Origin of the sequence: Mesorhizobium sp. M0408 (genome assembly GCF_040321495.1) — a bacterium.
In the GTDB taxonomy this organism is placed as follows: domain Bacteria; phylum Pseudomonadota; class Alphaproteobacteria; order Rhizobiales; family Rhizobiaceae; genus Mesorhizobium.
This window is the reverse complement of record NZ_JAMYRO010000014.1, coordinates 159,111-185,005: the sequence shown is the minus strand read 5'-3', so window position 1 is coordinate 185,005 and position 25,895 is coordinate 159,111. Positions and strand designations below refer to the sequence as shown.

The following is a 25,895-nucleotide window of genomic DNA, read 5'->3' as shown; positions in this document are numbered from 1 at the left end:
TCACAAGGTGTCCACCTATTTTGGTGGACACCTCATGCATCAGAGCACTCAACAGCAAAAGGTGCGGGGAAATTCGCGCTTACGTCGATAGTGACGACAATATGCACTTGACCTGTTCGCTCCTCACCTTGACAATATTGATGTGGAACCAAGTGTCTGGCAGCTCTTCTTTCGCCGATCTCTTCCACAAGCCGGGTAGCCGTCCGACGATATTGCCCTGCAAGCGGAATCGGTGGAGCGGATAGGATGCGTGTCCAGCGGCAGTAGTGTGCCGGAAGAAGAGGAGCCGCCTCTCGTCCTCGGCGCAAGCGCCGCCCATCTCGGCTTGCTTGCACGGTCGGCACCCCGGCTACCAAGATCCGTTCCTCCGCTTCACGCGGTATTCTGACTCATCCCAAACCAAAGCGCTTGGCCAGTTTCCTCAGGCTCTGTTGACCCTGGCGCATCGCTCGATTGATAGCCTTTATAGCGCGACACGTATGGACCGTCATCGAGGACGATCTCCATCAAGGTCTCGCCGGGGCGAACAACGGCTCCTATCGTGTGGACCCTGAAACCTACGACGCGCCCGGAGCGCGGAGCGCGTATTTCGGTGCGGTCGAGTTACGCCCGACTTGCTCAATCCGGAGTCGCGCCTCGCCAATCGAGTGGCGCTCACCCGCAGTGTCGGCAACGAGGGCCCCAAGATGACCTTGGAGGTCGGCCTTTTGCCGTTTGAGCGTGGTCAGCCGCGTAATCGGAACAATGCCTTTGTTGGCCAGGGGCACCAGCTTGTCGTACTCTTCCGTGATGCTCTCGATCTGCAAGCGGACTGCCTCCCTTTGGGATTGCACGGCCTCAATCTTCTGTTCGGACTGGGCGATGCGTTCTTCCAAGATGGAAACATCGTTCGTGCGGGCCGAGCGGCGCTTGTCGAACAGTCGCAGCTGGTCTTCCATCGCGCCCAGGGCCACAGGTGCGCTCGAAGCCCGCGTGAGTTCGCGCGGGAAGGTGACCATTTCGGCTTCGTCCAGTTCCGCCTGCAGCCGTGCCTTTTCGGCAAGCAGCGAGAAGACGGTGGACCTCGCGATTTCGCCCTGCGCCCGCGCCTCGGTAGGGTCGAGACGCACAAGCACCTGCCCCTCGGTCACATGCGCGTTGGACGAGACGAGAACATCACCCACGATGCCGCCCGCAAGGTGCTGAACTGCCTTGCGGTCGGTTTCGACCACAACTGTACCGAAGCGACAACCGCGCTGTCGAGGCTGGCCAGAGAGGCCCATCCGCCGAGGATACCGAAGGTCAGCACGACGACGCCAAGGCCGATCCGCGCGGGCTTGTGCCAGTCGCCGGAGAGGTTTGCGTGAGATGGCTCGTGGGTTGTGCCGGCAAAACCCGGCTGTTCGGAAATCCGCACGGAGGGGGCTCGCGCCACTCGTCCTGCATGCAGGAGCGCCGATAGCCCCACTGTGCTTATACGAACTGAGGCAGCCGTCGAGCGGGCAGTCCGCAGGAGCTCGCGACCGCGCGCTATCGTTGGGGCAATTTTTGAGTTATCAGCGTCATCGTTGAACTCGGCTGGCTACGCAGCGGCGCGTGGCCGCATGAGAGATGTCGCGGCTGCTGCCGGCGGTCCGGCGCGCCCGCCGTCCCAGACAGGCCGCCGCGGTGTCGACGCTGCATTCGGGCCAACGAGCGATGGCAGCAACTGCTCCCGACGGGCCCATCTGTGCTACCCGTCCGTCTTGCAGAATGATCATTCGATCCACCGCGGACAGGAGGTTCGGCCTGTGGGTCACGATTACAACGGTCTTTCCGTCTCTCCGCAGCCTTTCGATGGCCTGGACCAGTGCTCGATTGCCATCGCCGTCCAAATTGGCATCAGGCTCATCGAGCACGACAAAGCTCGGCTTGCCGAACAGGGCTCGCGCGAGACCGACCCGTTGCCGCTGCCCTCCCGACAGTCCGACTCCATCCTGCCCGATGTCGGTCATATATCCGTTGGGGAGGCGCTGGAATCATCTCGTACGCAGAGGCGTGTGTTGCCGCCTCGATCACCTGCGCATCGGCCGCGTCCGCTCGGAAGCGCGCAATGTTGTCGCGCACGCAACCGGAGAACAGCTCGATATCCTGGAGCGCGGTGCCGAGTTGGTCCGGACCATAATGGCGCAGATCGTCGCCATCGAGTCGCACGCACCCTTGCGCCGGCGGCCATGCACCCACAAGCGAAGTCTTCAGCGTGAACGTCGCGCCCATGACGACCGGCGTGTTCGTGCCGTGGCGAGGACAAAAAGGTTCTCGACGGAAACCGTACCCCTGACGTCAGGCAGACGCACGAGTCCGGCAATGGGCGGTTCTCCTGGAATATGCGCTCCAGGCGCGCATGGGCGCTGCGCGCGGACAGCGGATACCGGTGCACCATGACCGGATAGCGGCTCCATTCCCAGCCCCCGGCCGCTACCGTGCGGCCGCTACCGTGCGGCCGTTCCCAAAGCGGCCTGACGGCGTGCTACGAACGGCTCGCGATGGCGCAAGATGTCGACGAGAGCCGAAGTACGATCGTACGATCGGATAGGCTGGCGTGGAAAAGGCGGGGCTATGGGCTCTGGATGCCCGCGCATCTGCCTTCCTGCTGGTTAGGAGAGGAAACAGCCGGCCAGGCGGTTAATTGGCCGACAGACGGGTGCTCCCGCACCGCAAGCGGACGCGTTTGACTGGAGAGAAGCAAGCACCGGTCTCCTGCGACTATAAAGCTTGCCGCAGCGCATATGCGGAATCGGCGGCTCCTCCAGTGACGATAGAGCTGTTCCCGACCCGCTACGCAGATCTGGGCCTTTAGCGATCCGACCGGATCGTAATGCCCGCCTGAATAACTCGGAATTGCACGAACTTGTCTCAGTGCCGAGGCGTTCGCTCCTTCAAGGATCAGAGTATCCGTTCGACGAGAAGCCATGTCGCGCAATCGCGACGCCGGCGACCCAGGCGCCGGCAATGACGCAGTCGCACGTCATAGCCCTCGGGCAGCTCCAGGATGAAATCGTGAACGCCGGCGAGCGATGCCCGCTTCATGGCATAGCCGGATCGGCGAGCGCGATGTTCTCGCGAATGGACCGGTTGAAGAGCACGTTCTCTTGCAAGACGACGCCGATCTCACGTCGAAGCCAGGTTGCGGTCGACCACCGGCACATCGATGCCACAGCAGCATCACAGGCCAGCTCGCTTCGACACAGCATAGGCCTGCGCCGCAAGGCTTAGGAAAGACGTCGCTCGATGACCGAAAGAGCCAGTTCCTCTCGACGCCACGGCGTCAGACGGGCATTCTTGTGGATGTTCATTTAGTACCCTCCGGTGAGAGCAAGCTTGGTAACTCCAGTCTCCTCGGTTCGGTCCGCATGGACAACTACGGAAAACTCACAAGTCGAATCCGTTCCATCCCGATGACATCGGGATGGAACTCCATTGAGCGTGATCTTCTCCGAAAACCGGACTCCCGCCTTTGGTAAGCTGACTTCGGTTCGGGATCATGGCTTTGAGGTGCTGTTTATCCAGTCCTTATCTGGCCACGGCAGCCCCGCGTTCCTTCAGGTCACATAAAATGAGGCTGCGGCGAGCGAGAGATGTGGGGAAAGGGTGGCGAACTGGGTTTGAGATGCGCCGCCGGCCCCGTCACTGTCGAAAGAGAGCGCCCCGGTTGCACTGTCGTAGATGATATGATCGGAACTGTCATGCGCGGCTGTACCAACAAAGAAAGCTTTGGATGGAAGCCCTCCCGGCTGAAGCCCGGTAAAAACGGTATCGCTGAGATGGAACGTATCCTGGGAGCGTTTGAAGTCGGTGATCTTATCGACATTGCCGGCTCCAAGAGCAGTATTGAACGAGAAGGCATCGTGGCCTCCGTAACCGGTCAAGACGTCGGGGCCGAGCCCGCCATTGATGACATTGTTGCCGGCATTGCCCTGGATGGTCTGGGCGAACTCGTTGCCGGTGAGGGAAATCGCCTTCGTGCCGGACGGGTTGTTGGTGGCGAGATGCTCGATCTCCGAGCTGGCCGAAAGCGCATAGCTCACCGAGGCGATCACACTGTCGTTGCCGCCGCCCACTGCCTCAACGGCCTTCTCGTTGGCATTGTCGACATAGTAGGTGTCGTTGCCGCCATAGCCAATCATGGTGTGGCCGCTGGTTCCGAGGAGTATATCGGCGCCGCTGGTGCCGTACAACGTGCCATCGCTGGTGCTGCCGGAAGGAGCGACAGTCCCGGTCCCAGACCCGGTCTCCGTCGTGCTAGTGGTTGGGGGAGTGACGCTCGCGTCCGTGACAGTGTCGGTCGAGCTATCCGCTGCGTAGTCCCAGGTGAACTGGTTATCGACGTGTGCCACTGGGGTGGCCGTGGGATCCTCGTGCACGTCGGCCACGACCGCCTTTGACGCGTCCCAAATGATGTTGTTGGGATTGCCAGGGTTGGTGTAGGTCGAGTTCAGGATGCTGACCCCACCGGAGCTTACATTCCAGATCAGTCCATTCGACGAGGGAACCCCGCGGCCTTGATCCTCATCGATACCGTCGAACGACCTCGTGTGATCGAAGGTCACATCGCTCGCGTAGGAAGAGAACGCGCCATTGCCCTGATGGATGGCGTCAACGTGATCCACCCTCCCGCCGGTCGATCCGTTCTCGAACATGACGGCCACGCCGGTCTGAGAGTTGTTACCGTCGATCACCCCATTTGAGATCGTCGTATTCGGGCTGCCGTATACCGAGACGATGTCCTCAGGATGCGAACTGCCGGCGTCGTTGACGGCATAGAAGTCGGTTAGCGAACTATTGCCCGAGTTGTTGAACTGGACGAACTGACCGCGCGGCATTGGGCCATGGAAGTCGTAGCCATCGACGTGTGAAAGACTCGCGCCGGGCGAGTTCACGAGATAGATGCCAGTCGAGCCTTCCCGCACCGTCGTGTTATGAACGGTCAGGTTCGAAGCGTTTTCTGCCTTGATGTTGTTGATGTCTGGGCTCGTCTCGGGGTCGATTCCCGCCGGGGGGGCGGCGTTGATGACCTCGGTGTTCTCGATCGTGACACCGTTTGCGCCCGATACCATCACCCCGTCGCCCTCGACGTGATGAATAAGACAATTGCGCAGGATGACATTGTCGTGCGTAATCGTGACCGCGTCCCCGTTGGTGACGTAGATGTCAAGATTTTCAATCACCTGGCCGTCGTACTCCGATTGGATCGGTGTGGTGGTATAGGTAAGACCCTGCGCCGGCTGCGTGGTTGCCGTCGATGTGGAAAGGGTGGAAATGGGAGCCTCGGTCGTCACTCGGCGGCCTCCGTCGTCGCGCGAGAGTTGTTCAACCATTCCGAGTGTGTCAACAGTATTTCCTTGTCGGAATTCATCGATCTCATGTGTTTCTCCAGTTAGATATTAATCATCATAAGTATCTCTCAGGACACTCATCGACAATCTATAATGCTAACCTTCATGACCATAATACGGCGTGGATAAGGCTATACTGAGACTCTCCCGGGCGATTGGCGCTGCGTTCAAGCTTGTGCCTACGTCGAATTGCAAACGTCGTCTAGTATCTCGGATCACGCGTGAACTTACCTCCGAGGAGCAGGAGGCAAGGTCATGCATGCTCGTCGGCCAACACAGCATGAGCGTTACCGACGCGGTCAGGCACGGCTCGAATCAGGTGATCTACGAGGGCTATCCTGAATTCGGCTACAATTACCGCCTGACCGACCTGCACGCTGCCATCGGCGTGAGCAACTGCAACGGCTTCCCGCATTCGTCACGCGGCGGGGGCAGCTTGCAGCGCAATATGGTGAGAGCGCCTTCGCGACATCGCCGAACTGGAAACGCCTGCCGAGCCTTGCTGGACTCGCAGCAACTGGCAAAGCTACTGTGTGAAACTCCCCTACTGGTTCGACCTGCGGGGCCGTCTGCCCCCGGAAGGGAAGGGCGCGGGCCTTTGCCCTATTGTGATACCGAGGCGATGCGGGAGCACCTCGCCGAGATCAGCCGGAGCGTCGACGACGGCGCGCATGCGGTGCTCATCTTGATCAGGCCGGATGGCATGTGACGCCGAAACTCAAGGTGCCGGACAACATCACCCTGACGCTCCTGCCGCCGCGCTCCCCCGGCGCCGTGGTTCTGCGCCCTGCTACGTGGATGACCTGATGCACAGCTTGACGCGTCAGATGAATTAAGGCGCGAATCGATCAAGCCGTCAATCTTGGCAATCATATCGAGGTAACCATAGCGGACGGGCCGTCCCATGTTTTCCTTTCATCGGCCCGCCGGAAACCAAGCCCCGGTAATCCTCGCGGCCGCGCAATCCTTTGCCACGATGGGCTGAGTCGGTGAAACCACGAGCTCGGGTTCTTGACCAAAAAGCCCCAGGCTGAAGATCCGGGATACGCCTCGATGATGCTGCCCTACGCCTAAAGAGGGTATTTTGGTGTACGGTTTTCCTGGCGTAAAGTTAAAAAAGAAACTGTGCGGTTGGCGCGTGGAGCGCCTAATCGACGCGTGTATCCCAATCACGCCGGGTGAGAAGCGATGATGACAAGGCAATCTTTCATAACCGTGCTTGTCGGACCGAGCGAGTTACTTCGAGAAGGTCTAAGTCGAATCCTGAATGAAGAAGATTTTTGTATTCTTTTCTCTTCGGCTTCTGTTAACGATCTTTTGCAGAAGCCGCTGCCGCGTCACCGGTCGATCTTGCTAATCATAGATATCGGCGGTGCTGATGCGGAAGCTGAATTCGCGCAAATTGTTGAGTTTAAGGCGATTTACCCAGCCAGCCATGTCGTTGCGCTAGCTAATCACTGTCGCACGGCCGACATAGTCTCAGCTTTTCGTGCGGGGGCTGACGGGTATCTGACAAAGATCGCTGCTTACGATACCTTCATCAAAGCTCTCGAATTGGTTATGCTTGGGCAAACGGTACTACCTGCGGAAACTTCGATGGTTATTCAAGATATAATGCAAGGTTCGAAAAATGAACCGACGGCTGAACTGATAGCTGATGAGTTACCAAAGGTGGAAGATAAAGTGGAGAGTGGCGATCAAGAAAAGGTAATTTTGTCGAATCGCGAGAACTGTGTTCTGCGCCGTTTGATCGAAGGGGAGTCAAACAAAACCATCGCGCGCGAAATTAACATTGCCGAGGCTACGGTGAAGGTAGACGTCAAAGCCATACTTCGAAAGATTCGGGTCCGCAACCGAACACAGGCCGCAGTTTGGGCGATGAATCATGGTATGCTTACTCCACCGTCTGGCAACGGCGCGTCGGGGAACGATAAGGTGGTACCTCAGCGGTCTCACCATTGGCATGATCTACTTGAAGCAAAAAATGGATACCTGGTTTTCGACAATCGTCCTCCTATATGACCTGCGACAGATCTTCGTTCTGGCTGGTGCATTCACTTGCCGAAGCCTCGTTCCCGATCAAGAACGCATAGGCTCAAATCATTCTGGGCGATGGCCGAAGAGGCGCGGTGGAAACCGCATCACAGGGGCGTATCATATGGATCCCGCCAGTGTAACCACGACCCGACTTAGATCCGGTTGTTTTTTTTGCCCGTTGTCCTCTGTACTCAACTGCGGTGGATCACGAATTAGATCGCCTCAAACGGTTTGAACTCTGTGCGTGATTGATAAAAAACACAAGGATGACGGATCTTTACTGCCATTTTGAATTTGAGGGGATTTTTCATTAAATGGGCCAAACAAAAACTGTTTCTGGTTTGTCGTTCAGCGAAGCCCGGATCGGAACGGTTGAAGGCGGAGAATACGGCCTCCTGGTTTGGAAATGCGACCAACTGGTGGCGGTCCTTACCCAGATCGACGAGGAAGCCTACTCCACCAAAGGCAAATGGTTCCTCGAGACGGGATTCGGGCTGCTGAGCGGGCAGCACAAGAATTTCGATACGATCGAGGAGGCCATAAGATGGGTAGGAAGACACACCTTCCCCGAGTCTGCTTAGATAGCAGTTCATCTTGCCGATCCCGCCCTTGGACCTTCACAATATATAATTGAATATAATTTATTGGGCAACAGTCGAATACGGCCGCGGGACTCGCAAGGTGGGCAGTGTTACGCTTGGGCTCACTCTTCAGCCAGAGTTCCTTCTGCGAGAAGATCGTTGACCTTGTAGGCGACTTCCGTGCGGTTGGTCGCCTTAAGTTTTTTCATGATATTGCGGATGTGGACCTTCACCGTGCTTTCGCGCAAATTCAGTTCGTAGGCGATCATCTTGTTCGCCTTGCCGCGCCGGAGCGCTTGCGCAACCTCGGCCTGCCTAACTCCCACTTCGTCGTCCAGGCCCTGGAGAACGAGCCGATCACGATCTCCGGCTCCTAGTCGCAAACCCGATCATTCTGCTATGTCGATGACCTGATCGACGGCTTGACTCGCCTGATGAATGAAGAGGCGACCTCGACGAAGCCGTCAGTCTGGCCAATCTATCGAGGTAGCAATAGCAGAACTGGCCCGCCTCAGGGGCCGTGCCAGGCAACTTCTCTGTTGCTCACCGCAGGTGCAACGCAAGGAGCGGCTCGGCAGACCATCGCGCATTTCGATGCCCGGAAGGCACGCGTGCTGTTGTGCGCGCTGCGCCGCATCGCCCTGGCCCACACCCAGCCGCCACTGCCAGCTGTGAGACATTGCTCCTCAAGCTGCTGAAGCTCGGGCGCTGGTCAGGATCAGCGCGCGCCACGTCAAGATCGCCTTCTCCTCGGCATCCCAAAATGGCGGGTGGTCGCGGCGGCCCCTGGGCCCGCGGTTCTCCCGCCTGTCACGCCGCGCCGCCCCGCGCCAGACCGGCGGCACCACCCATGCCCCCCGGGAGTCCAAGCCCGGCAACTCTCGCGGCCCGCGCATCCGGCGCCACGATAGTGCTGGCTGCCGCCCGGAGCGGCTGAAAGCCAGGGCTCGCACCCCTCACCAAGCCTCAGGCTGCGTGTGGCTGCCGCCCGGGATTAGTTCACGGCCGCGTTCGTGCAGGGACGGATTTGCGAAAACGAAGGCTTTGCTCAGACATGCGGACCTCCATTCCGGCAGCAAGGTCTACATGCTCGGCTGAGGATTTACGCGTTCTCTATAAGGTCTCGGTTAGCCCTTGTGGTGGAAGCCCGAGGAGGCGGACCACTGCCTGTGACACCGCGCCCTTGGAACAGCTTTCCAGAGGACTGGAGAACAAGATCATCGTAACGAAGCCGCGCGTTTCGGAGCACCCCGCCAAATCCCCCTACAGCATACTATCAGGAGGCTCGGGGCAACCAACCGCACCGGGGCAGGGGCCGCTGTGTCTCGGGCGGCTCCCGGATGCCATTCACTGCAACGGAGATCCCCCGACTTTCACAAACACGGGCCCGCCAGGATTCACCGGAGGCGGGCAGTCTTATTGCTTGGGATACGCTTCAGCAAGAGTTCCTTCCGCGAAGAGATCGTTGACCTTGTAGGCGACTTCCGTGCGATTGGTCGCCTTCAACTTCTTCATGATATTTCGGATGTGGACCTTCACGGTGCTTTCGCGCAGGTTCAGTTCGTAAGCGATGATCTTGTTCGCCTTTCCGCGCCGGAGCGCTTGGGCGACCTCGGCCTGCCTGAGCGTGAACATGCCTTTCAAAGGCTGCGTGTCGCGGCTGTCTGAACCTATCAGGTGGCGCATGCAAAGGACACTGCTCGCCGGGACGAAGATGCCTCCCGCTGCCGCAAGGTTGATAGCCTCGACACAGACATCGATTCCGACCGAGGTCGGAATGTAGCCGCGTGCGCCGCATTCGAGAGCGGTCAGTATGTGTGCAAGATCTTCGGTGTCGGCCAGGATAACCACCGGGACCGATTTGAATTCGGACGAAATATGCTTAATCTCGTCTGCGATGCCATGATCGGTGACCTTCCGGCCGCCAAGGTTGAAGAGTATGGCTGCAAGGGGAGGTGCCGAGCCCTTCTTCACGCGCCATTCATCCATCGAACCCATGGCGGCGATCTCCATGCCGAGTTCGTGGTCCGCGAGGGCCGATGCGAGACACTCGCGGTCTAGGGCCCTTCCGTCCAGGATGAGGAGGCATCCCCTGCCTCCTTGGCCGTGGACATTTTCCGTTCCGCTGGACAGGACTCCTGACCGATTGGCCGAAGTGTGATTATGCCGTCCTGCTGTGGAACCCATGTCAATCCCCAATCTTTTCGCATACAAGCCGCGTTGCGGCTGCCAAAACTCCCCTCATTGTCTCGCAATTTGAAAGTTTGAATACCCAGCCCTGTGTTTGAATGCGCTCGTGTATGAATACCCGGCCTTGTGAAGGCGTGACGCTCACCCAGCTCGCGCGTTCTCAGCAGTTCTTCGCCCCCTAGAGAGAACAGCTTGTGCAGCCTATCGTCTATTTATAAGCGTTCTCTAACATAAGTTAATTTTTGGGAAATTTCACGTCGACGGTCTCGCCTGAGGGCATGTGTTGAGACCGCGTCACCCGCCTTGAAGCCTCCCGCGAGTTCGATCGTGACGCGCGGGTCCGGTCAGATTCAATCTCTTTGGCCATGTGCCAACCGTTGAAACGATTCCCGACCGCTCAAGGAATGCCAAGGAGTGGGATAGCTCTGCGAGGTTGATCAACCGGGTTGGCGATGATGCCATTCTCAGGAATGGGACCGCTTAGCCAACCCCAACCCCAGCAGCCATTCGAGGGAGGACCGGTAGTTCCTCGCGATTGTAGACGAGAATTCCTGAAGGTGGATATTGGCATGACCAGGGCGCAGTTCGTGGCATCCTTGGCCAAGCGCTTTAGGTCCGAGAACACCCGGCTGTATCTGCCGAGTTTATGGGCAGCTTACACGCATTTCGGCAGCACCTTCTCCTCATGCGATAGGCCATGGTGCCGTCGGTCATGATAATCGGGCCTTTGCGGCTGCCCTCGTCAAGATAGACTGCGGCCAGGTAAGCCCAATACCAGCCCGGAAAACATCGTGTGGAACTGCTCCAGCGACGGCGCATTGTCGCCTTCCAGCAGAAATTTTGCTGATGGCCTATGCGCTGGCGCCCAGCACCGCGCCGCAGGGCGACGCGAAAGCCCCGCCAGAGACAATTGAACCCGAGCTAGAGGGAATAACCTTTACCTGAGGTACTCGCTGTCGAATCCGGCTGTTTTGACCAGCTTCTTGCGGTTGATCACCTCTACATGGCCTGCCCTGAAAGCGACGAGATCGGCCTTGCGGAGTTCCCCCAACGTCCGATTGAGGTGAACGGTGGTCATTCCCAGGATGTCGGCCAATTCGTGCTGGGTAAGGGGACACTCATATCCTCCATGGGCCGACAGGCCAACGCTCGAGAGCCTCTCCTCCAACTCGAGCAGGAAATGGGCGGTGCGGCTCATCGCGTTCCGCCGCCCGGCATTCATGAGATGTTCGGCAAGGATGGCGTTCAGGCGGGCCAGGGAGCAGGCGATAGTCTTGCCGAGGCGGCCTTCCGACAAGATGGCCTCTACCAGTTTCTTGCTGGAAATTTCATAAACAGCTAGTTCGGTTATGGACGCCAGGGACGCTAAACGGGGTCCGTCCACGGAACGGAACCCGACAATGTCCCCCCGCAGAGGAGTGTCGATGATCTGCCGTTCTCCGTCCAGTAGTCCGCGGTAAAGGAGGGCCCAACCCGATTTTACGATGAATATCCCATCGTTGTTGTCATCCTGGCGGCATATCACCGAATGGGGTTTGTAAATTCTTGCGGTCACACCGAGAAAATCGTTGTTACCCCAATCGTCCTTCGAGAATGTCCCCCCTACGGGATGCGAGTGTATGAACTGCAACAGTGTTTGCATGTTGCTTCGATTTCCGCACAACCTACAATAATTGCTCCCGCACGAGTTTCACAGAAGGACCACCGACGGTAGAGGCAGGATTGCCTACTGTCCTCGTCTGTTTGAATGAGGTAGACTCCCTTGAGATCAAGGGATTGCAAGCATCAGGCGGCCAAATCTTCCGACTTAGGCGACACGATCCACGCCAAGGCCTGCAGAAGTGCGGTAAGATCATTGCTCAGCAGCAGCTAGCCTGCGACCGGCGTCCTAGCTCTCGCCGGACCAAGTCAAATGTCGGATCATCGGGATAAGTCGGCACAGTGAACCCATGTCGCGTCGATCCCAATAGCAGCCCGATTTTCGTCTTGAGGCCAGCCGTCCGGCACATCTTGCTAAGTAGGCGAGCGGATTTCGCGGCGCTGAAGCGCAGACCGCTGACCAGCAGTCGGACCATCGGCGCGACCGGAAATGGTTGCTGTCGGTGCTCCGGTGCGGCTCGTATCGTTGGGCGTAGTTAAAGAGACCAAAGCGACCACTGTCCGAATAGCCGAGTTCAGAAGCCGTTTGACAATCATTGCGGACACTCAGCCTCTGATGTACTTTAGTACTTGATAAATGAGGAATATGCCCGCTGTCGCGACGGCTTTTCTCCCTTTCTGTCTCGGCAGATTGCATGCCCTCTAATGGACCTTGCTACCACATGCTGTGTTCTCGTGGTTGCCACGTAACAGCGGTTAGGGATTTGCCATGCTCCGACTTTGCGGATTCATCGCAGCCTTCATCCTTACGAGCTTCACGACCTTTGACGCTTGCGCCGACCGAAGGGTCGCTTTTGTCATCGGCAATTCGGACTACCGACAATTCCCCGCTCTTAAGAACCCGGCCAGGGATGCCGAGGATGTATCCAAAACGTTTCGACTGGCCGGTTTTGAGGTCTTCGTCGCCAGCGATCTGACCAAGCTGCAGTTCGAGGAGCAGTTTCGCAACTATCTGGCCGCAGTCGACGGCGCCGACCTAGCCGTGGTCTACTATTCCGGTCACGGCTTCCAGATCGGCGGCGAAAACTTCCTGATCCCGGTCGATGCGTCGTTGAAGCAGGCGGCTGACATCGAGGTCCAGGCCGTCAAGCTCAACGATGTGCTGGAACAGTTGCGTTCGAAATCAAAGATCCAGGTGATCATCCTCGATGCCTGCCGCAACAATCCGTTTCCGCGCAAGAATTACTGGCTGAGAGACCAGCTCATCACTGCCGGCAATACCGGGCTCGCGCAGGTCAGAAGCTCGCTCAACACCCTGATTGCCTTTGCCACCGAACCCGGGGCGGCGGCTTATGACGGCGCCGGCGAACTCAGCCCGTTCTCGGCGGCGTTTTCCCGTCGCGCGCTGGCCCCGAACCAGGAGATCCGCACCGTAATGGCGGCGGTGCGCCGCGATGTGGTGGAAGCCACAAACGGCCTCCAGGTTCCCTGGGAGAACTCGTCGCTGATCGACGAGGTCGTGCTAATGCGCCGCAGCAATCGCCCCTCGCTGCCGCCGGTGCTGGAAAAGGTCGTGCTGTCGGGAGTGGGACCCGTCGGCTTGGGCCTGCCCGAACCGATCGACGTCGACGGCGGCACGATCACCTTGAGCATCGAAAGACCGCCTGCCCTGGGGCGCCTGATGCTGGACGGCAAGCCTGTCGAGGTGGGCGTGCCGATCCAAGGCAAGGACCTGCCCCATTTGCAGATGGATGTTCCCAAGGGTGTCGCTACGCAGGAAGAGGTGGATATGCTGGCCTATGCCACGCACGACAACTGGGGCGGCCAAACCCAGGGCATCGTGGTATTTCGGGTCAAGAGCGGCGAAGGTGCGCAAGGCGAACAGATCATGGCCTCGCTCGAAGCCGAGCAGAAAGAACAGGTGCTGGAGCGTGGCATCCATATCACCGGTGCGGCCGAGGCGATCGAAAACCGCGACATCGATGTTCCCGTGGGTGTCGGTCCGGTTGCGCTGAACCTGGACTTCCCGACCGATGATCCCGCGGTCAGCCTGAAAGTTTCGGGTTATCCGGCAACGGGAACGCTCTCGCTGCCCGATCGAACCCTGGCGCCCGACTCGAGCCTGAGGTCCGGTGAAGTCGACCGGCTGCGCTACGAACCCCAGATCGGCGCCGAAGCCGCGGTCGAGGTTGGCTTCGAAATCCGGGCGGACAGCAGATCATCCAAGCCCGCCACAATGAAATTATCGCCAACAGTGGATCCGTGCGATACGGCTGCCGGCGAGCCTCTCGACCTGCAAGGCGTCGTCCCCGGCCTGCTCCCAAATGAAATTGGCGCCAGCGCGGTGGAGGTTTGCGAAGCCGCGGTCAAGGCTTATCCCGATGTCGCGCGCTTTCGCTATGAACTGGGACGCGCGCTCCTTGCGGCAGGCAAGGTCCAGGAGGGCAGGACAGCCATCGAGGAAGCCGCCAAGAAGGGACACGTCCGTGCCGTGTTCGAGCTCGGCTACATGTATGCGACCGGAACCGGAATGGCCGTCGACCGCGCACAGGCCAACGCGCTTTACGCGGCGGCGTCCGACAAGGGGGATCCCTATGGCATGACGTCGTGGGGTCGCGCCTTGTTCAATGGGTATGGCGTCAAACCTGATACCAGCAAGGGTTTGGACCTGCTGCTCAAGGCAGCGGCGATGGGGCACACCTATGCAATGAACGATCTTGCCGCAATTTTCACCGAGGGCCGCAACGGCGTGACCGCCGATCCGGCCCGCGCCGTTGCCTTCCTGGAGGCCGGCGTCCAGCGGCAGGACATGTATTCGATGAACCTGCTCGGCCGCAATTACTTGTCTGGGCAGGGCGTTCAGAAGGACCCGAAAGAGGCGCTGGCGCTTTTTCAGAAGGCAATCGATCTCGGCCAGCCCTATGCTCCGGGCAGCCTCGCACGCATGTATCGGGACGGTGTCGACGTGGAACGGAACCTAGCGGAAGCGCAAAGATTGTTCGAAATTGGGATCGCGCGGGGCGATCAGTTCGCAGCTTACGATCGCGCGGCCCTCGAATTGCAAAAGGGCGACAAGGCCGATCAGGCCACTGCAGTGCGTTTCCTTGCGTTTGCGGCTGCGCTCGACCTGCGCAAGGAACTGCCGGATGCCCAAAGGACGCTGGCAAAATTCGGACCGAAGCCGAAAACGGCGGCGCTGAAGCAGCTGCGCCAGGAACTGAAATCGAAGATCCCCGGGTCCGGTTCACTCGACACTCAACTGGTTCGCGCGGCCAGACGAGTCTGGGAAGAAGCCAATCCGCGTCGGGACTTGTTTTGATCAAGGAGGAGGCAATGGTGGAAAGGGCATTGAAGCGAGCAATCATCGGAACAACGCTATCCGGCGTCCTGGCGGGCCTCATGGGCTGCAATTCTCTGACACCAAAATTTGAACCGACGGCGCTGGTCAGCACGCCCCCGCCGAAGGTCGTTCGCACGATGCCTCGGCCAAAGTCGGTCAAGCCCACTCCCAAACCGGTGGCCGCCAAGAAAGTGATTATACCGGTTGAAGAGGAGCCTGTTCCTGCGCCTGTCATCATTCCTCCTTCGGGCGGGAGCGGCGGGAGCGGAAGCGGAGGCGGGGGAGGCGGCTGGGGGGGTTGATCAGGTCAGGTTGTGAGGGCCAAAGAAGGATCGCACGACCGTAGCGTTCCGTGGCCTTTGATCGATTCAGGAGGACCAGTAAGGCACCGCCGGACGAAAGGGGCGGCAAACAGATATGTTCAACCTACCGCCACCGCGCCACACCTCGACTGTACCAGATGTTCCGGTTCCTGAACCAGGAGGTTGCGCCATTTCCTGACGCCTAAGAAAGAGAGACAAAGTCCGGATCGGCACACATTATTGTCATTCGCAATGTCGTCCCGCTGGATGCTTGCCCAGCTGACCTCGACTCGCACGTTGCCAAAGCGCTTCTTTCACCTCACATGTCTATTTCCGCGCTGTCGCCGTTATCATACCCACCTGAAGCGACATGGAGCCGTCCACCACGAACTGCTGCCATTGCGCAGATGTGCCCGCTCGAGCGCATCGCGTTTCACCGGGTCGGCTTGAGCGACCAACACGCGCTTTATGTTGCTTCAAGCTCTGATCGGGCGCGCCCGATCGGCTCGTTGTACGGGAGGGACCGATTTGACTCTATGGCCCAGCAGGAGCAGTGGCAGCCGGGAGGGCAGCGCCGCGGGACTCTACGAGCGCTACCATTATGACGGCAGGAACGAAGAAGCAGTAGTAGTCATGGACCGAAGCTATGCCTTCAATCACGCCCAGCATGACGCGGACATAGGCGAACTCCCGCGAAAGGCTTGACAGCGGAGATCAGCGCAAGATGTCCGACAGGCTGTCGGGCTTCTTCTTGCCAAGCGACAGATCAAGGCCCGACAGCAGGTCGACGAGATGGCTTCGCATCAGGTCGGACGCGTCTTTTGCGTCGTGTTTTTCGATGGCATCGACAAGGGCGTGATGGGCCTGGCTTTCGCAGGTGGTGTCGCGGCGGCGCCAGTAAAGCGCGATGATCAGCGACGACCGCGACAGCAGGTCTTTGACGAAGCCGGTTAGGATCGAATGGCCGGCGATTTCGGCGATGCCGACATGGAATTTTGCCGACAGCATAATGGCGTCGCTGTCGCGGCCGGCATGCAGGGCCTCGTGCTCTCTTTCGAGATGAAGCCGCAGTTGCGCGATCTCGGCAGGCTTTGCCACGTCGGCGGCAAGCGCCGCGACCTTGGGCTCGATCAGCGCCCGCGCTTCGAACACCTCGCGCGCTTCCTGCTTGGTCGGCTGGGCGACGAACGCACCGCGGTTCGGCTCGAGCCGGGCCAAGCGGTCATGCGACAGCGCCTGCAGCGCCGCGCGTATCACCGCGCGGCTCACCGAATAGATCGAGGCGAGTTCGTCCTCGGGCAGTTTTGTACCCGGTGCGAGGCGGTGGCTGACGATGGCGTCGCGCAGGCCGGCATAGACCGGAAACCAGCGCATCGCCGGTTTGTCGTCATCCCGTGTCTTTGGTCCAAGCAGGTCCATCGTCTCATTGTCCTGGCGGCCCGATCGCATAGCGGCGCGAACACCGCGTTTCAGGCCGGACATCGAACATCCTGTGCGGGAATGTCAACAAATTTGCACGCATCAGGATACACGGCCGGAGGGCGAAAAGGACGCAAAGATTCCGGCGAAGGATTTTTCGAGTGGAACCTGATAGCCGCCGCGCTTCGAAGTCGACAGGCCAAGGCCGACGAGGCTCTCGCACAGTTTTACCGCGCAGGCGACGCCGTCGAGCACGGGAACGCCGTGTTCGCGGCTGAGCGCAGCGGCGAGATCGGCCATGCCGGCGCATCCCAGCACAATCGCTTCGGCCCCGTCGTCGCGGATGGCGCACTCGATCTCCTCAGAAATTCGATGGCGGGCGTTGGAGCCGAGCACTTCGAGCTCCAGAACGGGAACGTCGCTTGCTCGCACCCTGGCGCAGCGGCTGGCGAGGCCGTAGCGCACCAGATTGTGCTCAATCGCCGGCACCGAACGCGACAGCGTCGTCACGACGCTGAACCTGCCGGCAATCAGGCTCGCCATGTGAAACGCCGCTTCGCCGATGCCGACCACCGGCATCTCCCCGACGCAGCGCGCCGCGTCTAGGCCGGTGTCGTCGAAGCAGGCGATGACGCAGGCGCTCGCCGCCGGATGTTTCTGGATCTCGCCGATCATTCCCGGGATGGCGAAGACCTCGTCGAAATAGCCTTCTATGCTCGGCGGCCCATCCTTCGGATTGGCCGCGATGATCCTGGTGCCGGCCGAAGCCGCGGCGCGTGCTGCCTTGCCGATCTTCTCGGTCATGGACGCGGTGGTGTTGGGATTGACGACGAGTATGTCCATTTGCGCCTTCATATTTCGCCGCCGAGATAGAGTTTCTTGACCCGATCGTCGGCAAGCAGCTCAGCCGAATATCCGGCCAGCGCGATCGTTCCGGTCGTCAGTGCGTAGGCGCGCTGCGAGATGCGCAGCGCCATGCGCGAATTCTGCTCGACCAGCAGCACGCTGACCTTTTCGTCGCGGTTGATCGCGACGATCGAGCGGGCGATGTCCTGCACGAGCTTCGGCGCGACGCCGAGCGAGGGTTCGTCGAGCAAGAGCAGCTTCGGCTTGGCCATCAGCGCCCGCCCGATCACCAGCATCTGCTGTTCGCCGCCGCTCATCGTGCCCGCCGTCTGCGAATAGCGTTCCTTCAGGCGCGGAAAACGCCCGAGCACCATGTCCAGCGTCCTGGCGATGTCGGCCTTGTCGGTGCGGGTGAATGCGCCCATCATCAGATTGTCGCGCACGGTCATGTAGGAAAAGACGCGCCGGCCCTCCGGCACCATAGCGATGCCCATCCTGACTAGTTCGTCCGGCCGCGTTTTGTCGATGCGGCGGCCCTGGAAATGGATCTCGCCGCTGCGGACTTTTTTCAGGCCGGTGATGGCGCGCAGGATTGACGATTTGCCCGCACCGTTCGCGCCGATCAGCGCTACCGTCTCGCCCTCGTTGACGCTCAGTGACACGCCCTTCAGCGCATAGACGTGGTCGTAGTAGAGTTCGACATTGGAGACGCTCAGCAGTTCGCTCATGGCTAAAATCCGATCGTCTCGTCTTCGGCGCCGAGATAGGCTTCGATGACCTTTTCGTTCTCTTGGATTTCTTTCGGCGTTCCCTCGGCGATTTTGACGCCGAAGTTCAGGACGACGATACGGTCGGAAATGTTCATCACGGCGGGCATGTCGTGCTCGACGAGTAGCACGGTCACGCCGCGTTTGCGGACGCCGCGCACCATTTTCACCGCACGCACGGTTTCGTCGTGGTTCATGCCGGCAAAGGGTTCGTCGAGCAGGAGCACGGTCGGGTTGGTGGCGAGGCCGATGGCAATCCCCAGCGCGCGCAGATGCCCGTGCGGCAGCGTGCTCGCGATCTCATGCCGTTGCGCGCCGAGATCGAGGAAGTCGATGATCTCGTCGGCGGATCGGCCGAATTCGGCCTCGTCGCGCCGCGCTGTAGTCGTGCCGAGATAGAAGCCGGCAAGGGTGGCATTGGAACGCAGGTGATGTGCGATTATGACATTGTCGCGCACGGTCATGCCCTTGAAGATCGTCGTCTCCTGGAATGTGCGGACGACGCCTTTCCGGGCGACGATATGCGGCGCCAGGCCTGAAATCCGCTGTCCGCCAAACAGCACCTCGCCCGAGGTCGGACTGAGGAAAGAGGAAATCAGCTTGAACAGCGTTGATTTGCCGGCGCCGTTGGGACCGATCACGGAGAGGATTTCGCGTTCGCGGACGGCGAAGGAAACATTGTTGACCGCGACCAGCCCGCCGAAGCGTTTGGTCACTGCCTTGATCTGGAGAAGCTCAGTCATGGTCCTAGCCCTGCTTCTTGCCGAACAGCCTGAGGCTGAGCAGGCCGTTGGGAAGGAACAGCATCAGCGCGATCAGCACCGAAGAGAAGATCAGCAACTGGAACTCGCCGGTCTCGAACAGGAAATCCCAGCCGAAATAGAGCACGAAGGTGCCGATCATCGGCCCGAAGACGTGGCCGAGCCCGCCGAGGAAGCAGTTCAGCATGAAGTTCACCGAGTCGGTGACGGTGAAGCTCGACGGATAGATCGATTGCGAGATGGCGACGAACATCGCACCGCCGAGACCGCCGAGGAACGAGGAGATGGCATAGGCGATGACGCGCAGATAGGCGATGTTGACGCCGATCGAGGAGGCCAGTTCCTCGTTTTGCTGCAACGACTGGCAGAGTTTGCCGATGCGCGAATGGACTAGGCGGTAGAGCGCTGCAAAGCACAGCACCATCAGCGCAACCGACACCAGATAGAAGGCGGGACGCGGATTGGCGAGCGTCGCGAAATCCGGAAGGATGGTCAGCCCGAAGATCGAGATGCCGCCGGGGAGCGGAATGCTGACCATGCCCTTGGCGCCGTTGGTGATCGGCAGTGCCAGCGCGAGCAGCCGCGCCACTTCGGTCAAAACCAGCGTGACCATGGCGAAATAAACGCCGCGGAGCCTGAGGATGGGCAGTCCGATCAGCACGCTTGCAGCGGCGCAGAACAGCCCGGCCACCGGCAGTGTCAGCCAGAACGACACACCATACTGGACGACAAGGATGGCCGAAACATAGCCGCCCATAAGCGCGAAGGCGCCCTGGCCGATATTGATGCGGCCGATGTAGAAAGTCACCCACACCCCGGCGCTGGCGATGCTGAGCAACGCGACCGAAGTCAGCGTGTAGTAGAGGTCGAGCCGACCGGTCGCCTCGATCAGCCAGGGCACGCCGATGAGTACGACCAGCAGGAAGACAGCGACGCCGAGGATGTTGCGTGTACGCTTCATGTCGATCACCCCCACGGCTTGCCCATGAGCCCGTTCGGGCGGATGCTCAGGAACACCATCAGCGCCGCGAAGATGACGAGATAAGTGACGTCGCCATATTGGCGTAGCACCGTCAGGCCGACCGATTCCATCATGCCGAGGATGAAGCCGCCGGCGATCGCTCCGCTGACGACGCCGGCCCCGCCGATCATCACCATCAAGAACGCCTTGATCGAGATCGGCCCGCCGATGCCCGAATTGACGCCGGTGATGGCGACCAGCAGCCCGCCGACTATGCCGGCAAGCATGGCGCCGAGCGCAAAGCCGATCATCGAATAGCGGTCGACCTCGACGCCCATAAGCTGCGCCGCGACCCGGTCCTGCGCCAGCGCCCGCATGGCGCGTCCCGGCTTGCTATACTGCATGAAAAGCACGAAGGATGCGATGAACAGTATGGCGAGAGCGCCGACCAGCAGCCGGTCGTAAGGCATTATGAGGCTGTCGGAGACGAAGACGCCGTTGACGATCTTCGGCACGCCGCGCTGCTTTTCACCGAACAGGAGGAGGATCACGGCGTCGAGGAAGAATGCGACCGCCGCCGCGAGAAGCATCGTACTTTCCTCCCGCACGCTTCGCCTAATCACCGTTCTGAAAAGGAATTTCTCGACCAGCGCTCCAATGACCAGCAGCGTGATCCCGGACGCGACGAGCGCGACGACGAAAGGCATGCCGAGTTGGCCATAGACGGTGTAGGTGACGAAGCCACCGAGAACGTACATCTGCCCATGGGCAAAGTTAAGCACGTTCATCAGAGCGAAGATCAGGGTCAGACCGAGCGCGATCAAGGCGTATTGCGCGCCAAGATAAAGCCCGTTGGCGATGACTTGTTCCATCAGGATGGTTCCCGGCCATTCAGAGGCTCAAGGCGAATGCACGAGCCTCTGCGGCAATCCGCTTCAGTGCAGTTGCGTCAATCGACTTGAGCGACGAAGAGCGTCTCGAACTTGCCGTCGCGGTATTCCGTGACCACCATCGGGACCGAAAGCTGGCGCTTCTGGCCAAACGACGTCATTCCGACATAGGTCAGCTTGGCATCGCCCTTCAGATAGGGATTGGGCGCCGAGAAAGTGTCGATCGTCTTCTTGAACTCCTCGACATTGTCGATGGCGGCCGGGTTCGCCTTCAGCGTCTCGATGATGTATTCAAGCGCGTAGACCTTGGTGTTGGACTCGTCATTGTATTCGCCGAACATTTTCGTATAGCGGTCGACGAATTCCTTCATCGTGTCGGACGCGATTTCGGGCGTCGATGCGCCGCCGACCGAGATGAAGCCGTTGGCCAACTCGCCCGCGCCCTCTTCCAGCACCTTGGCATCCTGCGCCGTTTCGGTGGAGATCAGGCCTTCGTAGCCGAGCTCGCGCGCGGCGCGGATCAGCAGCGGCGCATTGCCGGGCGCGACACCCGAAAGCACCAGCAGGTCCGGTTTTTGCAAAACGATCGGCGTCAGTACCGGCGTGAAATCGCGGGTATCGTTTTGGTAGACGTCCGTGGCAGCCACAACCTCAAGCCCGAGCGCCTTTGCCGCGGCAACACCGCCATCCCGCTGGCTCAGCGGATCGGATTCGTTGGCGGCGACAAAGGCAACTTTCTTCACGCCCCTGTTTTCCATGAGATATTTGTAGATCGCCGGAGCTGACTGGTAGTTGGCGATCATGCCGAGCACGGCATTGGACGCCGGCGGGGTGTAGAGTTCCTTCGGGAACGCGTAGGGAAAATAGATGATGCCCTTGGATTCCGCCACGGGGCGCGCCGCCGCCGCGCCGTCGTCGACATTCGGACCGACGACATAGTGGATGCCCTCCTGGGCCATCTTCTCCATGCCGGCGATCGCCCGCTTCGGGTCCTTCTGGTCGTCGAAGGTGACGATTTTGATATCGTAGGTCTCGTCACCAATCTTCACACCGCCGGTTTCGTTGATCCAGGCGGCGCGCGTCTGCATCGAGCGGACGTTGGATGTGCCCCACGCAGCGGCCGCGCCACTCGTCACGCCGACAAAGCCGATCTTGAGTTCCTTGTTGGCGGCGTGCACCGTGATTGTGCCGCCGGCCATGATTGCCAGCGCGGAGACGGCGCCGCGCGCCGCGGATGTGATTATTGAACGCCTGTTGATCATTGTTCTTTCCCCTTTGGAGGCCGCGCATTGTTGCGACAGAACTCGACCGATACGCGGACTCTTGTAAGTGAAGGCTCAAATCAATTGTCTGTCAACAAAACTTTTTCAGATTGTTAACAATCTTGTGAGCAGTCGTAGATGAAGCACGTAAGGATTCGAATCGGCCTCGAATTCGGGTAGCGCTGGCATTTGTTGGGGCGTATTCATTCGGCTGCCATTTCCCCCTACGGCTGGGAAGCACAATGAACATGCCGATGCCGGGAACGTCGGCGGGAAGATAGGGGCGGGAGCGGGCTCTCAGCCAGGCTGGTTTATCTCCCGCCCTACGCAGCTGGGTTCCCCTGGTTCGTTCGCTCGTCTGGAATCTCGCATTCGTTCGAATTGTGCTGCTTTTGCTTGCGTCACTCTGGCCCGAGCTATAGTGCCCGCACCCCGAGCGCCATCACACGGCGAGATCCCCTTCCACCTATTCTCTGGAAGATCGACCGGAAAGGATCGTCAGCGGCCCGCTTGGCGCAACGGCCATCGAAGAAGAGCATCAGGCGCGCTGTGGAGAACATCCACGCGCTGACCGACCGAAAGGGTACATGGCAAGAGACCACATTGTTTGGTAGCGAAGGTAAACCGGATGCTGCGCGGATGGGCGAACTATTTCTCGCTAGGAACCACCAGCAAGGCATACCGGGCACTCGACAGTTACACTGCAGTGCGGTTGCGCCGGTGGCTGCGTTCCAAACACAAGACCAGACTATGCAAGGGCGGGGTCTATCCAGACTCGCATCTTTACGAGCACTTCGGGCTCGTACGTCTGACCCAACTTGGACGTGGCGTGTCGTGGGTGAAGGCGTGAGTACTTGTCCGAGAGCCGGATGCGGGAGATCTGCAGGTCCGGTTCGATGAGCGGGGTGTGGAAACGGAGCCAAGGTTGAACCAATAAGGCAGGGCAGACGAAGGGGCGGCAAACAGATATGTTCAACCTACCGCCACTGCGCCACACCTCGACTCTACCGTTTGTTCGCGTTCACCAAGGGCGAAGAAACGCGGAAGGCTGGCATCTGATTGACGGTCGGAAAAGCGCGGTCGCGCCAGTTGTCGCACCTCATTAGACCGTTTCGAGCCGGCTGAACCGAACCGGGATGAGTTTACGAGTCTTCAGTTGCCCTGCCGAATCCTTGTCGATGACCGTCAGCAACTGCACATCTTCAGGTCCCACAGGCAGAACCAGGCGTCCCCCCGGCTTGAGCTGCTCAAGCAAGGCCGGCGGCGCCCGCCCGGCCGCGACGGTGACCAGGATCTTGTCGTATGGGGCGTGCTCAGGCCAGCCGCGCGACCCGTCTCCGACACGAATGCCGACATTGGATAAGCCGAGGCCCTGCAGCAGAGTCTCGGCATGGCTTGCGAATTCCTCGATGATTTCGACGCTCCAAACTTGCCCGGCGAGTTCCGCGAGGATTGCGGTTTGATAGCCCAGGCCGGTGCCGATCTCGAGCACCGCCTCGTGCGGTTGCGGCGCAATGAGATCGGTCATGAGAGCGACGATGAAAGGCTGCGAGACGGTTTTATCGAAGCCGATCGGCAGCGGCATGTCCTGATAGGCATAAGGTGCAACCGAGGCTGGCACGAAGAGATGCCGCGGCACTCGCCGCATCGCTGCCATCACCCGCTCATCGAGCGCCGCCTTGCCGAGTTCTTCGCTTGCAAGGTCGGTATGGATTGCAATCATCTCGACCATGTGCCTGCGTAGGACCGCCAGGTGCTCTTCGTTCATTGGCTTCATGACGGTGGGGCTTCCTCAACCAGCTTGCTGCCGGAGAGCCTTATATCCTGTTCGTCACGGTAGCGCCCGCCGTCGTTTCCAGGGCAAGCGTAGGTGACAGTCTTGGCAGGCTATCGCCGGCGGCGACCCTGGAGATTCTGGGCGCCATATCGCCATAGCAGTGTGTCCCGCGGCTATGGCGCGCATCAGCTTCGCCAGCACCGGGCCGGGAGCGCGAGGCGCCGGAGCCGTGCTCCTGATGGACCAAGCGGCCGCCGGCCACCTTGAGTTCGTCGACTTGGGCGCTCGCCTGATCCTCGGTCGAGACGCGGGCATCACCAATGAGGCCGCAGCCGGGGGCACTCGCGATTGTGCGCGCATTCGGTCGTTTTTGACAGGGCTTTTTTGGGGTGTTTATACACATAAGGAATGTGCCAGAAAACGAACGTATGAATGCGTCTGGTGAGGCCTCAAGACGTCCCATCACCCGACCGAGGCTCGTAGTCCGTCGCACAATGCCATATCTGGTGCACAAGAAATGTGTTTCTGAATATGGCAAGGGAGACAGGGTTGACCCAAGCGTTGAAAGTTCCAGTTCAGAACGAACCGTTGGTGCTGTCCTATATGGATCGGGCTGGAAGATCGCTATCGCCCAGGTTGCGGATGGATTCGGTATGTCCAAAGGTCAGCTTGCCGAAACGGCGGGTCTTGCACGGGAAACCCGCTATAGGGTTGAGCGTAGCCGTGCTGCAAAGACGCAAGGTCGCCTTCGTGAAATGCTTGAGATCATCAGCAGGGTGACCGACTGGGCTGGAGGCAAAGAGCAGGCGATGGCCTGGTACCGGGCGCAGCCGATACCGGCATTCGGCGGGCGGACGGCGGAAGCTCTGGTTAAGGAAGGCAAGGCCAGCGCGGTTCGCGACTACCTGGATCATGTCGCCGTTGGTGGCTTTGCTTGAGGTTTGCCGGAATTTGCTACCGCGCCCATGATCCGCGTTGGTTTTTCCAGCCGATCTCAGGGGACGGAGCGGCTATTCGGGGTGCCAGATGCAACGCGAAAGGTGTGCCTACGCTTTATCTGGCGCTCGACAATGACGGTCGTGAAGGAGGCAAATCAGGGTTTGTATATCGCATTGATCCTTGCGTGCTCTGCTCGTACGAGATCGATTGCGATGACGTTGTCGATCTGAGGACGGCGCAAGGCCAGGCCGACGCCGAGATCCGGTTCGAAGATATAGCTTGTGCCGAGATAGCCGAGGTCGGAGGCGAGCGCCCGCAGAGAGTTTGCGCCAATGCCTTCCCTGGCCAGATGGCGCAGCGTTGCGACGTCGTCTCGGTCAGGAGATCGGCCAGAAAATCGCGGCGGTCGAAGGGCAGCACGGAATCGAGCGCGTCGAGGGCTTCGGCCCGCCTCGCGATGATCTCAGCATTCTGGATCTTGGCATTCTGCCCCGTCACTGGCTCGTTCTTGTCCGGTTCGCCGATTCTTTTGGAAAGCCGGAAAGCCCGTCCGGAACAAAGGAGTCCCGCAGATGACCGAGACCGTCACCGCGGCCGCCGTCTCGAAAAACTTCGGCGCCTATCAGGATGCCGCGGTCTGCGATCCGGTCATCATCACCAAGAACCGCCGCCCGCGCACCGTGCTGCTGGCCTACGAGGATTTTGTCCGGCTGTCGAAGCGCGACCGGCGGGTCGAGATGACAGCGGAGCTCAGCGCGGACGAAATCGCTCCGGTCGAAGCCTCCGAAATGGAGCCGGGTCTTGACCATCTTGACGACGAGCTCCCCGGCGCAAGACGCTTGATGGCAAGAAATGCCGCCGGCTGAAAGC

Annotated in this window: 18 protein-coding genes and 7 pseudogenes; 7 read left to right on the top strand and 18 right to left on the bottom strand. The window is 59.8% G+C overall.

The window, feature by feature from the left end:
• Window positions 1–557 precede the first annotated feature (557 nt).
• From NKI67_RS18495 to NKI67_RS18475, 5 genes and pseudogenes are all read right to left on the bottom strand, one after another.
• Complete coding sequence (locus NKI67_RS18495) at window positions 558–1,163, bottom strand: HlyD family secretion protein (RefSeq protein WP_352646365.1); 606 nt, start codon at window positions 1,161–1,163, stop codon at window positions 558–560.
• Window positions 1,127–1,396, bottom strand: a complete 270-nt coding sequence (locus NKI67_RS18490) for a hypothetical protein (RefSeq protein WP_352646363.1) — start codon at window positions 1,394–1,396, stop codon at window positions 1,127–1,129. The genes NKI67_RS18495 and NKI67_RS18490 overlap by 37 nt, the downstream gene beginning before the upstream one ends.
• A 145-nt stretch (window positions 1,397–1,541) precedes the next feature.
• Complete coding sequence (locus NKI67_RS18485; protein WP_352646361.1) at window positions 1,542–1,973, bottom strand: ATP-binding cassette domain-containing protein; 432 nt, start codon at window positions 1,971–1,973, stop codon at window positions 1,542–1,544.
• A 1,012-nt stretch (window positions 1,974–2,985) separates the two neighbouring features.
• Window positions 2,986–3,174 (bottom strand): annotated as a pseudogene (locus tag NKI67_RS18480) (hypothetical protein); the annotation flags it as partial.
• Between the two features lie 386 nt (window positions 3,175–3,560).
• Complete coding sequence (locus NKI67_RS18475; RefSeq protein ID WP_352646359.1) at window positions 3,561–5,297, bottom strand: right-handed parallel beta-helix repeat-containing protein; 1,737 nt, start codon at window positions 5,295–5,297, stop codon at window positions 3,561–3,563.
• Between the two features lie 319 nt (window positions 5,298–5,616).
• Between NKI67_RS18475 and NKI67_RS18470 the strand changes: the two are divergent.
• Both NKI67_RS18470 and NKI67_RS18460 read left to right on the top strand, forming a co-directional pair.
• Window positions 5,617–5,917: pseudogene (locus NKI67_RS18470) on the top strand (DegT/DnrJ/EryC1/StrS family aminotransferase); the annotation flags it as partial.
• A 625-nt stretch (window positions 5,918–6,542) separates the two neighbouring features.
• Window positions 6,543–7,376, top strand: a complete 834-nt coding sequence (locus NKI67_RS18460; protein WP_352646357.1) for a LuxR C-terminal-related transcriptional regulator — start codon at window positions 6,543–6,545, stop codon at window positions 7,374–7,376.
• A 227-nt stretch (window positions 7,377–7,603) separates the two neighbouring features.
• Here NKI67_RS18460 and NKI67_RS18455 read toward each other — a convergent pair whose 3' ends face one another.
• The 4 genes and pseudogenes from NKI67_RS18455 to NKI67_RS18435 all read right to left on the bottom strand — a co-directional run bounded on the left by NKI67_RS18455 (window position 7,604) and on the right by NKI67_RS18435 (window position 11,804).
• Window positions 7,604–7,984, bottom strand: a complete 381-nt coding sequence (locus NKI67_RS18455; protein ID WP_156937391.1) for a hypothetical protein — start codon at window positions 7,982–7,984, stop codon at window positions 7,604–7,606.
• A gap of 110 nt (window positions 7,985–8,094) precedes the next feature.
• A pseudogene (locus NKI67_RS18450) lies at window positions 8,095–8,292 on the bottom strand (response regulator transcription factor); the annotation flags it as partial.
• A 1,096-nt stretch (window positions 8,293–9,388) separates the two neighbouring features.
• A complete protein-coding gene (locus NKI67_RS18440) occupies window positions 9,389–10,159 on the bottom strand; it encodes a response regulator transcription factor (protein ID WP_084641415.1) in 771 nt (256 codons plus the stop codon).
• Window positions 10,160–11,099: 940 nt separating this feature from the next.
• Window positions 11,100–11,804 carry a Crp/Fnr family transcriptional regulator gene (locus NKI67_RS18435; protein ID WP_352646354.1) on the bottom strand — a complete coding sequence of 235 codons (705 nt, stop codon included), beginning with the start codon at window positions 11,802–11,804 and terminating at the stop codon, window positions 11,100–11,102.
• 726 nt (window positions 11,805–12,530) lie between these two features.
• Between NKI67_RS18435 and NKI67_RS18430 the strand changes: the two genes are divergently transcribed.
• On the top strand, window positions 12,531–15,080 hold the full coding sequence (locus tag NKI67_RS18430; RefSeq protein ID WP_352646352.1) for a caspase family protein: 2,550 nt from the start codon (window positions 12,531–12,533) through the stop codon (window positions 15,078–15,080).
• A gap of 1,037 nt (window positions 15,081–16,117) precedes the next feature.
• On the opposite strand, the gene NKI67_RS18425 is transcribed toward NKI67_RS18430, so the two are convergent.
• The 7 genes from NKI67_RS18425 to NKI67_RS18395 all read right to left on the bottom strand — a co-directional run bounded on the left by NKI67_RS18425 (window position 16,118) and on the right by NKI67_RS18395 (window position 22,309).
• A complete protein-coding gene (locus NKI67_RS18425; protein WP_352646390.1) occupies window positions 16,118–16,822 on the bottom strand; it encodes a GntR family transcriptional regulator in 705 nt (234 codons plus the stop codon).
• Window positions 16,823–16,924: 102 nt separating this feature from the next.
• Window positions 16,925–17,665 (bottom strand): aspartate/glutamate racemase family protein, encoded by a 741-nt coding sequence (locus NKI67_RS18420; RefSeq protein ID WP_031212178.1) that lies wholly within the window; start codon window positions 17,663–17,665, stop codon window positions 16,925–16,927.
• An 8-nt stretch (window positions 17,666–17,673) separates the two neighbouring features.
• On the bottom strand, window positions 17,674–18,396 hold the full coding sequence (locus tag NKI67_RS18415) for an ABC transporter ATP-binding protein (protein WP_023678635.1): 723 nt from the start codon (window positions 18,394–18,396) through the stop codon (window positions 17,674–17,676).
• Window positions 18,397–18,398: 2 nt separating this feature from the next.
• Complete coding sequence (locus NKI67_RS18410; RefSeq protein WP_023678634.1) at window positions 18,399–19,178, bottom strand: ABC transporter ATP-binding protein; 780 nt, start codon at window positions 19,176–19,178, stop codon at window positions 18,399–18,401.
• 4 nt (window positions 19,179–19,182) lie between these two features.
• Window positions 19,183–20,157, bottom strand: coding sequence for a branched-chain amino acid ABC transporter permease (locus NKI67_RS18405; protein WP_031212176.1), 975 nt, complete (start codon window positions 20,155–20,157; stop codon window positions 19,183–19,185).
• A gap of 5 nt (window positions 20,158–20,162) precedes the next feature.
• Window positions 20,163–21,029 carry a branched-chain amino acid ABC transporter permease gene (locus NKI67_RS18400; protein WP_091600116.1) on the bottom strand — a complete coding sequence of 289 codons (867 nt, stop codon included), beginning with the start codon at window positions 21,027–21,029 and terminating at the stop codon, window positions 20,163–20,165.
• 77 nt (window positions 21,030–21,106) lie between these two features.
• A complete protein-coding gene (locus tag NKI67_RS18395) occupies window positions 21,107–22,309 on the bottom strand; it encodes an ABC transporter substrate-binding protein (RefSeq protein WP_352646348.1) in 1,203 nt (400 codons plus the stop codon).
• A gap of 604 nt (window positions 22,310–22,913) precedes the next feature.
• On the opposite strand from NKI67_RS18395, the pseudogene NKI67_RS18390 reads away from it, so the two are divergent.
• Window positions 22,914–23,159, top strand: a pseudogene (locus tag NKI67_RS18390) (group II intron maturase-specific domain-containing protein); the annotation flags it as partial.
• 252 nt (window positions 23,160–23,411) lie between these two features.
• Here the strand turns inward: NKI67_RS18390 and NKI67_RS18385 are convergent.
• Entirely contained in the window at window positions 23,412–24,086 is a 675-nt protein-coding gene (locus tag NKI67_RS18385; RefSeq protein WP_031212174.1) for a protein-L-isoaspartate(D-aspartate) O-methyltransferase, read from the bottom strand.
• A 603-nt stretch (window positions 24,087–24,689) separates the two neighbouring features.
• On the opposite strand from NKI67_RS18385, the pseudogene NKI67_RS18375 reads away from it, so the two are divergent.
• A pseudogene (locus tag NKI67_RS18375) lies at window positions 24,690–25,024 on the top strand (MbcA/ParS/Xre antitoxin family protein).
• Window positions 25,021–25,242: pseudogene (locus tag NKI67_RS18370) on the top strand (RES domain-containing protein); the annotation flags it as partial. The pseudogenes NKI67_RS18375 and NKI67_RS18370, both read left to right, overlap by 4 nt.
• Window positions 25,243–25,311: 69 nt before the next feature.
• On the opposite strand, the pseudogene NKI67_RS18365 reads toward NKI67_RS18370, so the two are convergent.
• Window positions 25,312–25,502: pseudogene (locus tag NKI67_RS18365) on the bottom strand (integrase); the annotation flags it as partial.
• A 95-nt stretch (window positions 25,503–25,597) separates the two neighbouring features.
• On the opposite strand from NKI67_RS18365, the gene NKI67_RS18360 reads away from it, so the two are divergent.
• On the top strand, window positions 25,598–25,891 hold the full coding sequence (locus tag NKI67_RS18360; RefSeq protein ID WP_023678626.1) for a type II toxin-antitoxin system Phd/YefM family antitoxin: 294 nt from the start codon (window positions 25,598–25,600) through the stop codon (window positions 25,889–25,891).
• The last annotated feature ends 4 nt before the right edge of the window (window positions 25,892–25,895 follow it).

Excerpts from the sequence above, each read along its gene's own strand:
- NKI67_RS18485 (WP_352646361.1), bottom strand. The coding sequence starts at position 1,973 with ATGACCGACATCGGGCAGGATGGAGTCGGACTGTCGGGAGGGCAGCGG.
- NKI67_RS18460 (WP_352646357.1), top strand. The coding sequence starts at position 6,543 with ATGATGACAAGGCAATCTTTCATAACCGTGCTTGTCGGACCGAGCGAG.
- NKI67_RS18455 (WP_156937391.1), bottom strand. The coding sequence starts at position 7,984 with ATGAACTGCTATCTAAGCAGACTCGGGGAAGGTGTGTCTTCCTACCCA.
- NKI67_RS18440 (WP_084641415.1), bottom strand. The coding sequence starts at position 10,159 with ATGGGTTCCACAGCAGGACGGCATAATCACACTTCGGCCAATCGGTCA.
- NKI67_RS18435 (WP_352646354.1), bottom strand. The coding sequence starts at position 11,804 with ATGCAAACACTGTTGCAGTTCATACACTCGCATCCCGTAGGGGGGACA.
- NKI67_RS18430 (WP_352646352.1), top strand. The coding sequence starts at position 12,531 with ATGCTCCGACTTTGCGGATTCATCGCAGCCTTCATCCTTACGAGCTTC.
- NKI67_RS18425 (WP_352646390.1), bottom strand. The coding sequence starts at position 16,822 with ATGGACCTGCTTGGACCAAAGACACGGGATGACGACAAACCGGCGATG.
- NKI67_RS18420 (WP_031212178.1), bottom strand. The coding sequence starts at position 17,665 with ATGGACATACTCGTCGTCAATCCCAACACCACCGCGTCCATGACCGAG.
- NKI67_RS18415 (WP_023678635.1), bottom strand. The coding sequence starts at position 18,396 with ATGAGCGAACTGCTGAGCGTCTCCAATGTCGAACTCTACTACGACCAC.
- NKI67_RS18410 (WP_023678634.1), bottom strand. The coding sequence starts at position 19,178 with ATGACTGAGCTTCTCCAGATCAAGGCAGTGACCAAACGCTTCGGCGGG.
- NKI67_RS18405 (WP_031212176.1), bottom strand. The coding sequence starts at position 20,157 with ATGAAGCGTACACGCAACATCCTCGGCGTCGCTGTCTTCCTGCTGGTC.
- NKI67_RS18400 (WP_091600116.1), bottom strand. The coding sequence starts at position 21,029 with ATGGAACAAGTCATCGCCAACGGGCTTTATCTTGGCGCGCAATACGCC.
- NKI67_RS18395 (WP_352646348.1), bottom strand. The coding sequence starts at position 22,309 with ATGATCAACAGGCGTTCAATAATCACATCCGCGGCGCGCGGCGCCGTC.
- NKI67_RS18385 (WP_031212174.1), bottom strand. The coding sequence starts at position 24,086 with ATGAAGCCAATGAACGAAGAGCACCTGGCGGTCCTACGCAGGCACATG.
- NKI67_RS18360 (WP_023678626.1), top strand. The coding sequence starts at position 25,598 with ATGACCGAGACCGTCACCGCGGCCGCCGTCTCGAAAAACTTCGGCGCC.